A 16,411-nucleotide genomic window follows, 5' to 3' on the forward strand; every position below is an offset into this window, starting at 1 on the left:
GTCGCGGGTACATTGTTGGAGGAGCAGATCGCGCAGGCCGTCGGACCGCTTGCAGATAGCCCGAACTCAGGCGGCGTCGTTTTCCCAGCGGTCGAGGAAAGCCTCGATGGGCAAGGCCTGCATGTCGGGGACTGCCCTGGCCAGTTTCTCGACCGGCCAGTCCCACCAGGCAAGACGTTCGATCCGGGCCGCAGTTCCCGCGCTGAAGCGCTGCCGCAATGGCCTGGCCGGAACGCCGGCGACGATTGCATAGGCCGGCAGGTCTCGCGTCACCACCGCGTTGGCACCGACGATCGCGCCGTTGCCGATCACTATGCCAGGCATGATCACGGCGCCATGGCCGATCCAGACATCATGGCCGATGCTGACGGCTCTCGCCCGCCGCCGGTCGCGGAATGCCTGATCGACACCCAGCCAGCGGAAGTACTCGTTGGGCCGATAGCTGATCTTGTGCTGCGTCAGCCGCTCGACCGGATGCTCCAGCGCATTGATGCGGCTGTTGGCGGCGATCGAGCAGAATTTGCCGATCGTCGTATAGATCGCCTCGGCGTGGCGCTCGAAGTAGGAGAAGTCGCCAACTATGACTTCACGTAAGATGACGCGCTCGCCGATCGACGCATAGCGTCCAAGCTTGCACGCCTTCAGCTCCGCCGTCGGATGGATGCGCGGCTCGGGATCTTTCAGGACAAGGTGTTCGGGACGGTCCATGCGCGCGCTTTACGCCCGCGCGCATAGTCTCGCAAGCCGAGTGCAGCGCCGCGCATCAGTTTGGACGCGCCAAGGACCCTGTAGCACCTTAAGTCTCTATTTCGGCTTGCCGCTGGTCCACACCACGTTCTGGCCGTAGAGCGGCACGGTGGTGACCGACATTTTTGCCGAGCCATCCTGCACCTGGCGTGAATGCGACAGGTAGATCAGCGTCTCGTTGGCCTTGTCGTAGATACGGTTCACCACCTGCTTTTTCCAGATCAGGCTGATGCCTTGCTTGAACACCTCCTCGCCGGCCTCGCTCATGTCGATGTCGCCAATGGTGATCGGCCCGGTCTGGCGGCAGGAGATCGAGGAATCGGACGGGTCCTCGAACCAGTTGCCTTTCTGCAGGCGGTCGATCACGCCACGGTCGAAATAGGAGACGTGGCAGGTCACGCCCTCGACCTTCGGATCCTTGATCGCCTCGACGATGATATCGTTGCCGAGCCAATCGACGCCGACCTTGCCGACTTCCTCGGCGGCGGCCGCGCCGGCGCCAATGACAAGGCATGCGGCCAACGCGCCGCCAATCAGTTTTCGCAAAGAGGCCTCCTGCGGTTCGAATTTTGCCGACCTCAGGTGGGACGAACGGCAGCGCTTTGCAAGCAGATCGCCTCCCACAGGATTGCCGGTTGCGGCAACGCGACATCTTTGCGTCGGCGCGACCGAACCGCTAAGAGTGTTCGCCAAGCCAGGGCCTTCACGGCGCCAACCCGGCGCCCGATGGAAATAACGACGGACTTCACTGATGATGCGTTCAATTCTGGTCGGTATTCTCGTCCTGATGGCCGCCGGAATCGGCTGGCTCACCTTCGACTGGTACCGCGGACACTATGGCGGCGAGCCGTTCGGAGCACCTTTCACGCTGGTCGACCAGAAGGGCGCGCCGGTCACCGAAGCCGCCTTTCGCGGCCACCCCAGCGTCGTCTTCTTCGGCTTCACACACTGTCCGGAAGTCTGCCCGACCACGCTTTTCGAGTTGGCCGGCTGGCTGAAGACGATGGGCGACGACGGCAAGAACCTGCGCGCCTATTTCGTTACGGTCGACCCGGAGCGCGATACGCCCGAAATCATGAACACCTATGTCAGCAATTTCTCCGATCGCATCCTCGGCATATCAGGCGATCCCGACAAGGTCCACGCCATGGCCAAGTCCTTCGGCATCTACTGGAAGAAAGTCGACACGAACGACGGCGACTACACGATGGACCACACTGCTTCGGTGCTGCTGCTCAACGCCAAGGGCGATTTCGCCGGCACCATTGCCTATGGCGAAAGCCCGGATGCCGCCATCGCCAAGCTCAAACGGCTGGCGGCGGAAGGTTGACACATCCGGTAATGACGCAGACGCGTTTGTATTTCACCGCGGGCAAGATCGAGGCTGACCGCATCTTTGCGGCGCTCGGTGCGGCATTCGACGATGAGGGCCTGCCGATTGCGGTGCTCGAGGTCGACGAGGACCGCGACATCCACGAAGTATCGCTCTATGCCGACGACGACGTCGATGCGGTCGAGGCGCGGCTTAGGGACATCCTTGCCGGACTGTCGCTGTCGAAACCGATAGCGCGCGAAGCGCTGCCCGACATCGACTGGGTGGCGCGCTCGCTGGAGGGATTGAAGCCGGTGCGGGCCGGGCGCTTCTTCGTCCATGGCGCGCATGACCGCAGGAAGCGCCACAGCGGCGAGCTCGCCATCGAGATCGAGGCCGGCCTTGCCTTCGGTACCGGCCATCACGGCACCACCGCCGGCTGCCTCGAAATGCTGGAGCAGGTCATACAGCGCGAGCATCCGCGCAACGCGCTCGACCTTGGCACCGGCAGCGCGGTGCTCGCCATCGCAGCGGCCAGGCTCGCGCATATACCGGTGCTGGCGACCGACATCGACCCGGTCGCCGTCAAGGTGGCCGCCGCCAATGCGCGGCTGAACCAGGTCAAGGGGCTCATTGAAACGGTGGCGGCGCCCGGTTTTCATCATCCGATCTTTGCCGCGCGTGCGCCCTTCGACCTGATCGTCGCCAACATATTGGCGCGGCCGCTGATGCGTCTGGCGCCGCAAATGGCCGGACATATCGCGCTCGGTGGCTCGATCGTTTTGTCGGGCATCCTCGAGCGCCAGCGCGATGCGGTAATCGCGGCCTATGTCGGCCAGAAATTCCGGCACGTCCGCACCTTGCACCGCGGGGGCTGGGTGACGATTCACCTCAAGCGCTGAGGCGCAGCGCCTTCAACGCAAGCCGGAATCAACTCGGACCTAGCGCGAGTTCGCCGCTTTCTTCAGCTGTTCGCGATCGTAGCCGTGAGCTTTCAGCGTTTCGTCGTCAAAGCCAAGCAGAACGCCTCTCACATACCGGCTCGCTTCGCGCTGGCGAGCTTCGATCAGCGCTTTCACAGCGTTTCTGAAAAATCCGCGTCTAGGTGAAATCGTGGACATGACGGTCTCCTTTGCAGGGCAATAGGACTCTTTCCTCCACGTGAAGAAGGTAAGCCTTGCTGACGCTTTTTGAAATCGACGATTCTGCATGGCCTCCATGCGCAAAGAGACACGCAGCAACCGGGAATGATCGTTCCGAAAATCGATTCCGATTTTCGAGGTCATGCGCTACGGTCGCGCCAGCATTCGAGGAGAGCCGACATGTTCCAGACCTTCGATTCCGCCGGCGATCCGGCCGTTGGCAAGCCGCGCGTGGCAATGCTGCGCCAATGGTTGGCGGCCAACGGGCTGGATGGCTTCATTGTGCCCCGTGCCGACGAGCACCAGGGCGAATATGTCGCCGATCGCTCGGCACGGCTGAAATGGCTGACCGGCTTCAGCGGCTCGGCCGGAGTCGCCATTGTGCTTGGCGAGCGCGCCGTCATGTTTGTCGACGGGCGCTACACGCTGCAGGTGCGCCAGGAGGTCGATCTCGACATCTTTTCGATCGAGAGCCTTGTCGACAACCCGCCGGCCAACTGGATCAAGGACAATCTCGGCAAGGGCGTGCGATTGGGCTTCGATCCGTGGCTGCATACGATCAGCGACGTCAAGGCGCTGAAAGCCTCGGCCGAGAAATCCGGCGCGATACTGGTGCCGCTCGAAGAGAATCCGATCGACGCGATCTGGCAGGACCAGCCCGGGCCGCCACTGGCGCCGGTCGAGATCCACCCGATCGGCTTTGCCGGCGAACTGGCCAAGGACAAGCTGGTGCGGCTGGCGGCGGCCACCGAGAAGGACGGCGCCACCCATGCCGTGCTGACCGACCCCTCCTCCATTGCCTGGGCGTTCGACATCCGTGGCGGCGACGTACCGCACACACCGCTGGCGCTCGGCTTTGCCGTGCTCGCCGCCGACGGCTCGCATCTGCTTTTCATGGACCAGCGCAAGTTTTCGCGCACCGTCGCGGCCTACCTGACGCAGCTCGCCGAATTGCACGAACCAGGTGAATTCGAAACGGCAATCGTCACCCGGGCTAAGGGCGGCGCAAAAATCGCGCTGGACCCGGTTCTAGCGGCGGACAAGCTCAGGATGCTGGTCGAGGATAATGGCGGCACCGTCATTGCCGTGCCCGATCCGGCCCGCATTCCACGCGCAACAAAGAACAAAGCTGAGATCGCCGGCGCACGCGCCGCACATCGCCGCGACGGCGCCGCGGTCGCCAAACTGCTGTGCTGGCTCGACCGCCAGAAGCCCGGCACGCTCGACGAAATCGCCGTTGTCACCAGGCTTGAGGAGACGCGCTGTCAGACCGGCGAAGAAACGCAGATGCCGCTGCGCGACGTATCGTTCGATACCATCTCCGGCGCTGGTCCTAACGGCGCCATCATGCACTACCGCGTCTCCCGCGCCACCAATCGCAAGCTGGGGGATGGCGAGCTGTTCCTGCTCGATTCCGGCGGGCAGTACCAGGACGGCACCACCGACATCACCCGCACCGTGCCGATCGGCACGCCAACCGAGGAGATGCGCGAACGCTTCACGCTGGTGCTGAAAGGCATGATCGGCATCTCCATGCTGCGCTTCCCCCAGGGCACGCGCGGCTCCGAAATCGATGCAGTGGCGCGCCTGGCGCTATGGAGACACGGCTGCGATTTCGCCCATGGCACCGGGCACGGTGTCGGCTCCTATCTTGCCGTGCATGAGGGCCCGCAGCGTATCGCCAAGACCGGTACCGAAAAGCTGCTGGCCGGCATGATCGTCTCCAACGAGCCCGGCTATTACAAGGAAGGTTCCTACGGCATCCGCATCGAGAACTTGATCCTGGTGACACCGGCCGAGGCAATCGAGCGCGGCGACATCGCCATGCACGGCTTCGAGACACTGACGCTGGCGCCGATCGACAAGCGGCTGGTCCGATCGGACCTTTTAACCCGCGACGAGTTGCATTGGCTTGACGAATACCATGCGCGCGTACTGGCCGAGATCGGACCGATGCTCGACGGCGAAACGCTGGCCTGGCTGGAAAAGGCAACCGCGCCGCTGCCGCACGACTTCAAGCAATAGCCGCGGCGGCAACGCCGGTTGACAGGCTTTGCTCCGCAAGCAGTCCCTGCAAAGCGGTGACGTTGGGAGAACCGGCTCCCTTGCGCCAGAACAACACCGTGACGGCGTTGTCTTCGTCAGAGGGCAGTTCGTGCAGCTTTAGCCAGCGGCTTTCCGGGAAACCCGAAAGCACGCTTTTCGGCATCAGCGCTATGCCCATGCCAGCCACCACGCAACCAAGGATGGCATGGTATGAACCAAGCTCGATGGTTTTCTCGGCCATGAACCCTCTGCGCGCATACCATTGTTCCAGCCGCTTGCGGTGCGGACAGCCGTGCTCGAAGGCTATCATGGTTTTGGGCATGTTCAGGTGGTCTTCGACCGAAACGCGCGATGCCGCCGAGACAATGACCAGCTGCTCGTGGAATGCGGGCAGCTTTTCGAACGGAACGTCAGCGATCGGCTCGGCGGCGAACGCTGCATCGAGCTCACCGGCAAGCATGGCGGTCGCGAGAACCTGCGGATTGCCGGTGCGCAACTGGATTTCCACTTCGGGATGCCGTGCATGGTATTCGGCGAGCAGACTTGGAAGCCGTGCCGCGGCGGTGCTCTCCATGGCACCTAGGCGAAGCGTGCCGCGCGGGCGTGGATCGAGCATCGCCGTTCGCGCCTCCTCCGCAAGCGCCAGCAGCCGATCCGCATAGCCGACCAATCTGTGACCGGCCGGCGATACATGCAGGCGCTTGCCCTCCCGGATAAACAGCTGCACGCCGAGATCCTCCTCGAGCTGTCGGATGCGTGTGGTCACGTTCGACTGCACGCGAAACAGTTTTTCCGCCGCCCTGGTGATTCCGCCCTCGCGCACCACCGTGCGGAAGATGCGCAGATCGGCCAAATCCATACATCTCTCCTGGAGAACATAACGATCTTAATTATTCATTTTAACTGATTACGCCTTTCCCGTAAATCGCCGGTGTAGCTGCCGATCAAACGCGAACCCTGGAGAGATGGAAATGTCGCCTGAGCCCTTCGGCATCCAGCCGATCGATCTAAGCGCATTGACGCCGAAGCAGCGCGAAGCCCTCTATAGCGACGCCGTGCGTGGCGCCCACCAGGAGAGAGCGGAGGCGATCCGGCTGAGCCTGTCGCGGGTCGGCGCGGCAATAGTCGCTGCGGTAAAGCGCATGTGTGCTCTCGCCGCCAAGGCAAAAGTCGATCAGCCGACGAGCTGCCGCGCGAGGATCAGCACGGCCGCACCCGCCAGGAACATCGCCATCAGGCCGCCGCGCAGTGAGACCAGGCCGGCGACGATCAAGGCTGCCCATTCCGCCGGCCCGGCGCTGAGCGCCGCCGGCGCCACCAGCGTGGTCAGCACCGCCGCCGGCACGGCGCTCAGCCCGGCCTCGACGCGCGGGTGGATTTGATCGAAACGCGAGATCACCAGATGACCGCCGATGCGGGTCAGATAGGTCGCGATCGAAGCGGCGATGATGATCCACAAGGTCGTGCTCATGGCCGTGCCTCCACGCCGCTGTGGCGGGGCGGCAGGATGACGGCGAGCAGCACGCCGGCCAGCGCACCTATGGAGACATGCCAGGGCGAGCCGACCGTTTTGTAGGCAATGATGGAGGCGGCAGCGCTGGCGACGACCACCGGCAGCCACAGCGGCCGCTTGCGGAAGCTCATGACCAGGCCGAGAAAATAGATCGGCAGCAGGAAATCGATGCCCAACGCATGGGTGTCGGGAATAAGCTTGCCGAACATCGCGCCGAGCGCGCTTTCGATGATCCAGAACACATAGACCGGCAGCCCAAGCCCCATATACCAGGTAAACCCGACGGTCTCGCCGGCCTCAGCCTTGCGCTCGGCCACCGCGAACTGCGGATCGGTGAGCACGAAGTAGCCTATCGCCTGCTGGATCAGCGGCCAATGCGCGATGCGCCGGCCGATGCCGGCCGAATAGAGGACATGGCGAAAATTCACCGCGAAGATCGAAAGCACGATCAGCCACGGCGCGACATGCTGGCCGAACAGCTCGATGCCGACCATCTGGCTGGCGCCGCCGAACACCGTTGCGCTCATCAGGAACGCTTCGAGCACGGAAAACCCGTTGTCGACTGCGAGCGCACCGAACAGCAATGCAAACGGCGCCGACGCCACCACGACGGGCATGCTGAGCCGCACGCCGTCCCAGAAATCGCTTTTCGCTCCGTTTTCGGAGATTGCTTCCGCCGACATCGATCGCTCCTTGGGAACGGCCGTATGTAGAGAGAGCGGCCCGGCTTGTCACACCAATTTGCTTGAGGCAAACGATCAGCGGAAATGATGGCTGAAGCGTCGCGGCAAGCTCGCTTCCGAGCCTAGCGCGGCGAAGCCTTGCCTTCGATCGCCCTGCCCCAGTCAAGCAGCGGTTTTGCCCGCATGACGAAGTCGACGAGTTCGTCGACCAATCCAGATCCGTAGATATCCGCCGGCTCGATTGCGTGCCGGACGGCAAAATGCCGGTTGCGGATCGCGGCAGCGAGTTCGGGCTCGGCGATATGCTCGAAGCCGCGCGGCGTGCGCTTCATGCAGCCGTCCGGGTCGAGCTCGAGGCCGTTCTTCTTCAGCGCCGCGACGAGGCTGCGGAATTCAGCGGGCCGCTTCGCGATCGCGTTGCGCAGCGCCAGCAATAGCTCCGGTCCGGGCTGCCACCAGGCAATGGCGGCAAAGCAGCGCTCGAGCCCGATATGGACGTAAAACACGCCCTGTTCCATCTTGGTGCCGTCGGGCGAAAGAATCGCCGACAAATGCCGGTTATAAGGCCGTTTGTCCTTGGCGAAACGCACGTCGCGGTTAATCCGGAACAGCGACTTCTTGCGGTCGCCGCGCAGGCCGACCCCCGCGGCCGTGAAGCGCTCGGAGAGCGTCTCGACCAGATCGCCGAAGGGATCGCGCAGGTCGCGTTCGAAAAGGTCGCGGTTTTCCAAAAACCACTCCCGGCTCTGATGAAAATCCAGCGCCTTGAGGAAGGGAATGGCCTTTTGCCCAAAACCGTTGAACGCAGCCGCCATCACCCGCCCTTGCCGATCCGCTGCAGCCAGGTGTCCTCGTCGATCACCTCGATGCCGAATTTGGTCGCATCCTTCAGCTTGGAACCGGCGCCTGGCCCTGCCACCAGAAGATCGGTCTTCGCGGAAACCGAGCCGGCGACCTTCGCGCCGAGGCGTTCGGCCATCGCCTTGGCCTCCGGGCGCGTCATCTTTTCCAGCGTGCCTGTAAACACGATTGTCTTGCCGGCGACCGCACTATCGGCTGAGACGTTCACAATGTACGGCTTCGGATGGACCTGTGTGAGCAGCGCTTCAAGCACGGCGTCGTTGCGTTCATTGCCGAAGAAATCGCGAAGCGCGCCTATCACCGTATCGCCGATGCCGTTGATCGAAGGAAAAACGGTATGTGGATCGGCTGCCGCTGCCGTCTCCTTGCCAATGCGGATTAACTCCTCGATCGTCGAGAAGGTTCGGGCGAGCACAGCGGCCGTCGTTTCGCCGATATGGCGGATGCCCAGCGCAAAGATGAAGCGATCAAGTTCGGGTTCGCGGCGGGCGTCGATGGCAGCGAAGAGCTTGTCGAGGCCGTCATAGTTGCGTTCCTCGACGCTGCGTACATTCTTGCGCGTTTTGCCCGATGCGGCCTCGCGCTGCCTGGCCTGCTCCTCCCGTCGCTCCGCCAGCGCCTTGGTGACGGCGGGACGGCGGTCCCGGAGGGTGAAGATATCGGCGGCAGTCTTGACCAACCCGGCATTGAAGAACAGGTCTATGTTTTCAGCGCCCAGGCCTTCGATATCCATGGCGCCGCGCGACACAAAGTGGCGCAATCCTTCGACGGCCTGCGCAGGACAGATCAGTTCGCCGGTGCACCGTCGGCGGGAATCCTCCTTGCCGGTCTTCTCGTTGATCTCGCGCGTTGCGGGTGAGCCGCAGATCGGACATTTGTGCGGGAATTCGTAGGGCACGGCATCTGGCGGACGCTTGTCGACGACGACGCTGACGATCTGCGGAATGACGTCCCCCGCCCGCTGGATGACCACCGTGTCGCCGATACGTATGTCGTTGCCGTCGCGGATCGGCTGGCCGTTGCTGTCCAGACCCTTGATGTAATCTTCGTTGTGAAGCGTGACGTTTTCGACCACGACGCCGCCGACCGTGACGGGCGCAAGCCGGGCAACGGGCGCCAGCGTACCGGTACGGCCCACCTGAATGTCGATCCTGAGCACGGTTGTCATCGCCTGTTCGGCCGGAAATTTGTGGGCAATGGCCCAGCGTGGTTCGCCGGTGACGAAACCCCATCTGCGCTGCAATTCCAGCTGGTCGACCTTGTAGACGACGCCGTCGATGTCGTAGCCCAGCGATGAGCGCTGGGTCTCGATTAGGTGATAGTGCGCGACGAGTTCCTCGACCGATCTTGCCCGGACCATCAGCGGGCTGACCTTGAATCCCCACTCCGCGAATTTTTGCACGGAATCGTATTGGGTCGGAGCTGGATCCTTTGAAGTATAGCCCCAAGCGTAGGCAAAGAATTTGAGGTTGCGGCTGGCGGTAACGGACGGGTCCTTTTGGCGGAGCGACCCGGCCGCCGTGTTACGCGGATTGACGTAATCCTGGCCGCCTATCGCCGCCGAACGTTGCTTCAGCGCCTCGAATTCCGCGTAGGTCATATAGACCTCACCGCGTATTTCGATGACCTCGGGCCAGTCCGATCCCTTCAAGGTCTTGGGAATATCGGCGATGGTCTTGAGATTGGCGGTGATGTCCTCGCCGACCACGCCGTCGCCGCGCGTTGCTCCCTGCACGAACACACCGCCTTCATACCGCAGGGAAGCCGATAGCCCGTCGATCTTCGGCTCCGCCGTGAAGGCGATGTTCAGATCCTTGTCGCGGTCAAAGAATCGCCGGCCCCGTTCTATGAAGTCCGCGACGTCCTGGTCGGTATAGGCCTTGGCAAGGCTGAGCATCGGCACCGCGTGGCGCACCTTGGCAAAACCTTCCGCCGGCGGCGCGCCGACCCTGCGTGAGGGCGAATCCTCGCGCACAAGATGCGGGAACCGCTGCTCGATGGCGAGGTTGCGCCGCGTCAGCGCGTCATATTCCGCATCCGTGATTATCGGCGCGTCCTCGCCATGGTAGCGCCGGTCGTGCTCGGCGATCTCCTGCGCCAACCGCTTCAACTCGCTTGCCGCCTCGCTTTCGCTGAGCGAATCGACTGGTTTTTCGTCCATGCACTGCTCCCTCCACGGTGGCGCGACACAATAGAACAGGATTCTCTCATGAGGGAGAGACCAGACACCGAAAATCATTCCTGAACAGCAGGATGGCGCCAGACCCTGACTCAGGTCACGAGCGCCGGAAACGAACTCGCCTGGAGCAAATTCCAGGAAAAAGTGTGAAACGGTTTTCCGTCCGGAATTGCGCAAAACAAAGAAGTAGAGCGGTTCGGCGCTTCCGTGAAACGACGAACCGCTTTATGCTGCCGCGGTGTTCTCCCGCAACAGCCGCTCGGCCGCCGCGCGCGCCTCGTCGGTGATGGTGGCACCGGCGAGCATGCGTGCGATCTCTTCCTGCCGCGCCGCCCGGTCCATCTCAGCGATGCCGGTCGAGACCCGGTCGGCCCCGCCCGATTTGGAGATCAGGAAATGCGTCGCCGCGCGCGCCGCCACTTGCGGTGCATGCGTGACCGACAGCACCTGCACGCGTTTTGCCAGCCGCGCCAGCCGCTGGCCGATGGCGTCGGCAACCGCGCCGCCGACGCCGGTGTCGATTTCATCAAAGACCAAGGTCGGCGCCGAACCCCGGTCAGCGAGTGCTACCTTCAACGCCAGCAGGAAGCGCGAAAGCTCGCCGCCGGAAGCGACTTTCATCATCGGGCCGGGCCTGGTGCCGGGGTTGGTGCGCACCCAGAACTCGACCTGGTCGATGCCTTCTTCCATGCGGCTCTCGGCATCGCTTGCGATCTCGACGATGAAATCGGCCCGTTCGAGCTTCAGCGCCGGCAGTTCGGCCATCACCGCCTTGGTCAGCCCGACGGCCGCCGCATGGCGACGCGACGACAGCTGGGCCGCCGTAATGTCATAGGCCTGGCGCGCCGCTGCAGCCTGTGTCTCCAGCGCATGCAGGCGCTCTTCGCCGGCGTCGAGATCGGCAAGGTCGGCCGCCATGGTGTCACGCAATTGTGCCAGGTCGTCGACAGCGACGCTGTGCTTGCGCGAGGCGGCACGCAGCGAAAACAGCCGCTCCTCGGCTTTCTCCAGCCGCTGCGGATCATATTCGGTGGCGCGCAGTGCGGCTTCGACGCCCGACTGCGCCGCGTCGAGCAACAGCATCGCCTCGTCGAGCGACTTGACGACATCCTCGAGCAAGCCGGGCGCTTCCGTCACCTTGCGCTGCAGCCGCCTGAGCAGGCTGGCCAACTGCGGCAAGGGCGAGGACGGGCCCGAGAGCACATCCTGCGCATCGTGGATTTCCGAGGCGATCTTTTCGGCACGCATCATCGAGGCGCGCAGTTCGGCGAGCTCGGTCTCTTCGCCCGGTTGCGGATCGAGCCTGGTCAATTCGGCTACCGCTGCACGCAGATAATCGGCCTCACGGGCAGCTGCCTCGACTTTGGCCCGGTGCCGTGAAAATTCCTGCTCGCAGGTACGCCAATGCCGCCACGCCTCGCCGGTTGCCCGAGCAGCGCCGAGATGGCCGCCGAAACTGTCGAGCAACTCGCGATGGGCGCCGGGATCGACCAAAGCGCGCTCGTCATGCTGGCCATGGATCTCGACAAGCGCACGGCCGATGTCGCGCATCAGCGTCACGCTGGACGGCTGGTCGTTGACGAAAACACGCGTGCGGCCGTCCGCCGTCTGGACGCGGCGCAGGATGATGTCGCCGTCGTCCTCGATGGCATTATCGGCAAGCAGCATGCGAGCGGCGTGGTTGCGCGGCACGTCGAACACCGCGATGACCTGGCCTTGTGCCGCGCCATGCCGCACCAGCGAGGCGTCGCCGCGGGCGCCAAGCGCCAGCGACAAGGCGTCGAGCAGGATGGACTTTCCGGCGCCGGTTTCGCCGGTCAGCACCGAAAGGCCGGACGAGAAGTCGATGTCCAGCTTCTCGATCAGAACGATATCGCGGATCGACAGCCTGGAGAGCATGGTAACGCGCCGCTCAGGCGCCGGTGATCAGCTTCCCGGCCTTGGAGATCCACGATCCGGCATTCTCGCGCGGCTCGAGCCCACCACTCTGCAGGAGCTTGTAGGAGTCCTTGTACCACTGGCTGTCGGGATAGTTGGTGCCGAGCACGGCCGCAGCGGTCTGCGCTTCCGACGTCAGCCCCATCGCATAGTAGCTCTCGGTCAAACGCGCCAGCGCCTCCTCGACATGGCGTGTGTTGGAATAGTTCTCCACCACGTTGCGGAACCGTTTGACGGCTGCGATGTATTCGCGGCGCTCGAGATAATAGCGGCCGATCTGCATCTCTTTGCCGGCGAGCTGATCGTTGGCGAAGCGGATCTTCTCCTTGGCGTCGTCGGCATATTCGGACGTGGGCCAGCGCGTCACGAGGTCCTGCATCGTCTGCACGGTAAGACGCGCTTCCTTCTGGTCCTGGGTGACGTCCTTGATCTGACGGTAGTAGCTCAGCCCGATAATGTACTGGGCATAGGCTGCATCGTCGGTCGACGGATAAAGGGTCAGGTAGCGCTTGGCCGAACCGATCGCCTCGTCGTAATTGCCCTGACGGTAGTCGGCAAAGGCACCCATCACCATCGATTTGCGGGCGAATTCGGAATAGGGATGCTGGCGGTCGACGGCATCGAATTTGCGGCTTGCTTCCTGCAGGCGCCCGGCATTCAGATTGGCGAGACCCTGATTATAGAGCACGTCGGCCGGCTCGGTCTGATCGACATAGGTCGATAGATCGACGTCCTTCTCGGACGACATGCAGGCCGACAGAAACAGCGATGGAACGACCACCGAAAGCGCCAGGAAAACAGCCCGCCGCGGCGCCTTCGATTGACCAACTCGCTTGAAAAACATGATTGGATTCCGCCCTTTCGGCGTCATTTCAGTCGACGGCAGCAGCCATAAACCATAACCGCCTTGCCCGGCAACGCTATCCCCGGCCAATCGCACATTTTTGTGGCGGTTTGGCGCCACCTGGAAAGCTGTGCGATTTGGCCGGCCAGTGATGCATCCATGCAACACCGCTGATCGCGATAAGAGCCGCAAAACGTTAAGAATCAGATCATCCAGGGCGCATAGAGGGGTGCGTTGACGGCGCTCATCTCGGCGGTACGCCCGCGCTCGCGGCGCGTCGTCTCAACGATCTCGAAAGCCGAACGGTCGGACAAGAGACGGCGCAGCGCAGCTGCGTTCAGCCTGTGGCCACCACGATAGGAGCGGAAGCAGCCGATGAACCGGGCACCGGCGAGCGCCAGGTCGCCCATCGCATCCATCGTCTTGTGGCGCGCGAACTCGTTGGGATAGCGCAGGCCTCCCATGTTGATCACGCGGTTGTCGTCGCCGATCACCAGGGAGTTTTCCAAAGACGAGCCGAGCGCATAGCCGGCCGCCCACAGCCGCTCGACGTCCTTCATGAAACCGAAAGTGCGGGCTCGCGCGACGTCGCGGCGGAAAATATCGGCGTTCATGTCGGATGCAAAAAGCTGGCGCCCGATCGCCGGACTTTCGAAATCGATCTCGATCTCGAAGCGCGTACCGTCATAGGGCCTGAACTCCGCCCAGCAGGCGCCGTTCTCGATGCGAACCGGCTTGACCACCCTGATGTAGCGACGCTTGACCGGCAGCGTTTCGATGCCTGCCTGGTCAATGGCCTCGACGAACATCACTGCGCTGCCGTCGAGGATAGGCACCTCATGGCCGTCGATTTCGATGACGAGATTGTCGATTCCAAGCCCGAAAAGCGTCGCCATCAGATGCTCGACCGTGGCAATGTGCTCGCCTTGCGGATCGCCAAGCATGGTGCAGAGATCGGTGGCGCCGACCTCGGAGACGAGCGCGCGAAACTCGTGGCTTCCGCTTGCATTCGAAAGCTGGAAGACGACACCCGTATCGGCATCCGCCGGCAGGAAATGGACGGTGACCGGATTGCCACTGTGAACGCCGATGCCAGTCAGCGTCGCGCGCGATTTAAGTGTCGTCTGATAGTCGTGCAAAACAATCCCCATAGCCCATGCTGCCTAGGTCCGCTTCATCTGCCCTGAGGGCGCGGCTCTTGATTGATCGGCAGGCAGGGCCACTTCCCCGAGACTCCCAGCAAACCGACTTTGGTCGGTGGCGAAGATAATGGTCCCGCGGGGAGACTCCAAATCACGGTTTCTTACTCTTTGTAACTGCGGTCCAGCGCGGGATTGCCCCATAAGTCCTTGTTTTACAATCACTTTTAAAGTTAACAGGCGAACAGTTTCCTGCTCGCCTGTTAATAACTGTTACGAACCGTTAACAGATCAATTGGCCTGTCGGCGCAGGAAGGCGGGAATCTCCAACTGATCGTCTTCCTGGACAGCCCGGCTCTGCGGCGTCAGTCGGCCCTGCTCGTCCAGCTGGCCGCGGCGCGGCGCGTAAAGCTGCGGATCCTGGCTGGCAAGGCGGCGCACTTCCGCCGGCGCCTGGCGCAGTTTCGGTTCGCGCGGCTGCGCCGGCTGCAGCCTTGCAGGCTCCTCTTCGCGGCGGGTCAAGCCGTTGGTCAGGCGCTTGAGCAAGCCCATCGGGCCGCTGTTTTCGTGGTCGGCCGGGCGCGCCTTGGCCTCCACTTCGGCCTTCACCTGCGGCGGGAAATCCTCGACCCGCGGCATGCGCTGGGGCGCTGCGACAACCGGGTGCGGCATTTCACGATGCGGGGCCGGCTGCATCGCTTGCTGAACCGCTGGCTGCATCATTGGCTGCGGCTGAGCGGGAGGCGCCTGGAAAATCTTGCTCTGCGGACGGAAGTCTTCCGCATGGGCGACCGGTGCCGGGCGGGCCTGCGCCATCGCTGCCGCATTCGCCTCGGCGAGCTGAATGGCCTCGGCGACCGGGTCGGCAGCACGTGGTTCATAGATCGGTTGCTGGACAGGCGCCGGGCGCATTTCCGTGACCTGGGCCGCCGGGCGGCTGACCGGCTTCGGCGGAGCCGTGCGGATGGCGATCGGCGCGGCAGCGATTTCGGCCGCCGATTTGTCGATGCCGGTGGCGACCACCGACACGCGGATAACGCCTTCGAGTTCCTCGTCGAAGGTGGCGCCCAGAATGATGTTGGCATCCTGGTCAACCTCTTCGCGAATGCGGGTTGCCGCCTCATCGACTTCGAACAGGGTCAGGTCGCGGCCGCCGGTGATCGAAATCAGCAAGCCCTTGGCGCCCTTCATCGAGGTCTCGTCGAGCAGCGGATTGGCGATGGCAGCTTCCGCCGCGGCCATTGCGCGGCCCTCGCCCGAAGCCTCGCCGGTTCCCATCATCGCCTTGCCCATTTCGCGCATGACCGAGCGGACGTCGGCGAAGTCGAGATTGATCAGGCCTTCCTTGACCATCAGGTCGGTGATGCAGGCAACGCCCGAATAGAGCACCTGGTCGGCCATGGCGAAGGCATCGGCGAAGGTGGTCTTGTCATTGGCCAGCCGGAACAGGTTCTGATTGGGAATGACGATCAGGGTATCGACGCATTTCTGCAGTTCCTCGATACCCATGTCGGCCGTCTTCATGCGGCGCTGGCCTTCGAAGTGGAACGGCTTGGTGACGACGCCGACGGTGAGGATACCCTTTTCGCGGGCAGCGCGCGCAACGACGGGAGCCGCCCCGGTGCCGGTGCCGCCGCCCATGCCGGCAGTGACGAAGCACATATGCGTGTTGGAGAGATGATCGATGATCTCGTCGATGCATTCCTCCGCCGCCGCGCGCCCGACTTCAGGCTGCGATCCGGCGCCAAGACCCTCGGTGACATGCGCGCCGAGCTGGATCAGCCGCTCGGCCTTCGACATCGTCAGTGCCTGCGCGTCGGTGTTGGCCACCACGAACTCAACGCCGCGCAAGCCGGCGGTGATCATGTTGTTGACGGCATTGCCGCCGCCGCCGCCGACACCGAACACGGTGATGCGCGGCTTGAGCTCGGTGATGTCCGGCTTCTGCAGATTGATGGTCATTGTCTTCGTCCTTTGCCTTTCCCGCCGCTTCGCCGCCGCGGCCGC

General features: G+C 63.2%; 15 protein-coding genes. 3 read left to right on the top strand and 12 right to left on the bottom strand.

Annotated features, from left to right (window positions below; all coding sequences use genetic code 11):
• Positions 1–66: 66 nt before the first annotated feature.
• Positions 67–708, bottom strand: a complete 642-nt coding sequence (locus tag NKJ23_RS10505) for a DapH/DapD/GlmU-related protein (RefSeq protein ID WP_352680253.1) — start codon at positions 706–708, stop codon at positions 67–69.
• 96 nt (positions 709–804) lie between these two features.
• Positions 805–1,293, bottom strand: a complete 489-nt coding sequence (locus tag NKJ23_RS10510) for a CreA family protein (RefSeq protein WP_023676745.1) — start codon at positions 1,291–1,293, stop codon at positions 805–807.
• A gap of 205 nt (positions 1,294–1,498) precedes the next feature.
• Here NKJ23_RS10510 and NKJ23_RS10515 point away from each other — a divergent pair, with 205 nt between their 5' ends.
• Together NKJ23_RS10515 and NKJ23_RS10520 are read left to right on the top strand one after the other, a co-directional pair.
• Complete coding sequence (locus NKJ23_RS10515) at positions 1,499–2,077, top strand: SCO family protein (protein ID WP_352450110.1); 579 nt, start codon at positions 1,499–1,501, stop codon at positions 2,075–2,077.
• 11 nt (positions 2,078–2,088) lie between these two features.
• A complete protein-coding gene (locus tag NKJ23_RS10520; protein ID WP_352570474.1) occupies positions 2,089–2,961 on the top strand; it encodes a 50S ribosomal protein L11 methyltransferase in 873 nt (290 codons plus the stop codon).
• 39 nt (positions 2,962–3,000) lie between these two features.
• Here NKJ23_RS10520 and NKJ23_RS10525 read toward each other — a convergent pair whose 3' ends face one another.
• Positions 3,001–3,345, bottom strand: a complete 345-nt coding sequence (locus NKJ23_RS10525) for a hypothetical protein (RefSeq protein WP_352680254.1) — start codon at positions 3,343–3,345, stop codon at positions 3,001–3,003.
• A gap of 36 nt (positions 3,346–3,381) precedes the next feature.
• Here NKJ23_RS10525 and NKJ23_RS10530 point away from each other — a divergent pair, with 36 nt between their 5' ends.
• Complete coding sequence (locus tag NKJ23_RS10530) at positions 3,382–5,226, top strand: aminopeptidase P family protein (RefSeq protein ID WP_352680255.1); 1,845 nt, start codon at positions 3,382–3,384, stop codon at positions 5,224–5,226.
• On the opposite strand, the gene NKJ23_RS10535 is transcribed toward NKJ23_RS10530, so the two are convergent.
• From NKJ23_RS10535 to ftsZ, 9 genes are all read right to left on the bottom strand, one after another.
• Positions 5,216–6,106: a LysR family transcriptional regulator gene (locus tag NKJ23_RS10535; protein ID WP_352680256.1), complete on the bottom strand. Its 891-nt coding sequence runs from the start codon at positions 6,104–6,106 to the stop codon at positions 5,216–5,218. The genes NKJ23_RS10530 and NKJ23_RS10535 overlap by 11 nt on opposite strands.
• Positions 6,107–6,421: 315 nt before the next feature.
• Complete coding sequence (locus NKJ23_RS10540; protein ID WP_023676751.1) at positions 6,422–6,718, bottom strand: AzlD family protein; 297 nt, start codon at positions 6,716–6,718, stop codon at positions 6,422–6,424.
• Positions 6,715–7,443, bottom strand: a complete 729-nt coding sequence (locus NKJ23_RS10545; RefSeq protein WP_352456555.1) for an AzlC family ABC transporter permease — start codon at positions 7,441–7,443, stop codon at positions 6,715–6,717. The genes NKJ23_RS10540 and NKJ23_RS10545 overlap by 4 nt, the downstream gene beginning before the upstream one ends.
• Before the next feature lie 122 nt (positions 7,444–7,565).
• Positions 7,566–8,258, bottom strand: coding sequence for a DUF2461 domain-containing protein (locus tag NKJ23_RS10550; RefSeq protein WP_352680257.1), 693 nt, complete (start codon positions 8,256–8,258; stop codon positions 7,566–7,568).
• Complete coding sequence (ligA, locus tag NKJ23_RS10555; protein ID WP_352680258.1) at positions 8,258–10,465, bottom strand: NAD-dependent DNA ligase LigA; 2,208 nt, start codon at positions 10,463–10,465, stop codon at positions 8,258–8,260. The genes NKJ23_RS10550 and ligA overlap by 1 nt, the downstream gene beginning before the upstream one ends.
• 243 nt (positions 10,466–10,708) lie before the next feature.
• Positions 10,709–12,382 (bottom strand): DNA repair protein RecN, encoded by a 1,674-nt coding sequence (gene recN, locus NKJ23_RS10560; protein ID WP_352680259.1) that lies wholly within the window; start codon positions 12,380–12,382, stop codon positions 10,709–10,711.
• Between the two features lie 13 nt (positions 12,383–12,395).
• On the bottom strand, positions 12,396–13,265 hold the full coding sequence (locus NKJ23_RS10565) for an outer membrane protein assembly factor BamD (RefSeq protein ID WP_352456160.1): 870 nt from the start codon (positions 13,263–13,265) through the stop codon (positions 12,396–12,398).
• Positions 13,266–13,468: 203 nt separating this feature from the next.
• Positions 13,469–14,416 (bottom strand): UDP-3-O-acyl-N-acetylglucosamine deacetylase, encoded by a 948-nt coding sequence (gene lpxC, locus NKJ23_RS10570; RefSeq protein ID WP_254818982.1) that lies wholly within the window; start codon positions 14,414–14,416, stop codon positions 13,469–13,471.
• A gap of 279 nt (positions 14,417–14,695) precedes the next feature.
• The gene (gene ftsZ / locus NKJ23_RS10575) at positions 14,696–16,366 is read right to left on the bottom strand and encodes a cell division protein FtsZ (protein ID WP_352680260.1); all 1,671 of its coding nucleotides are present in this window, start codon (positions 16,364–16,366) and stop codon (positions 14,696–14,698) included.
• Positions 16,367–16,411 lie beyond the last annotated feature (45 nt).

The sequence above is a fragment of the Mesorhizobium sp. M0184 genome, from assembly GCF_040322215.1.
Taxonomy (GTDB): Bacteria; Pseudomonadota; Alphaproteobacteria; order Rhizobiales; family Rhizobiaceae; genus Mesorhizobium.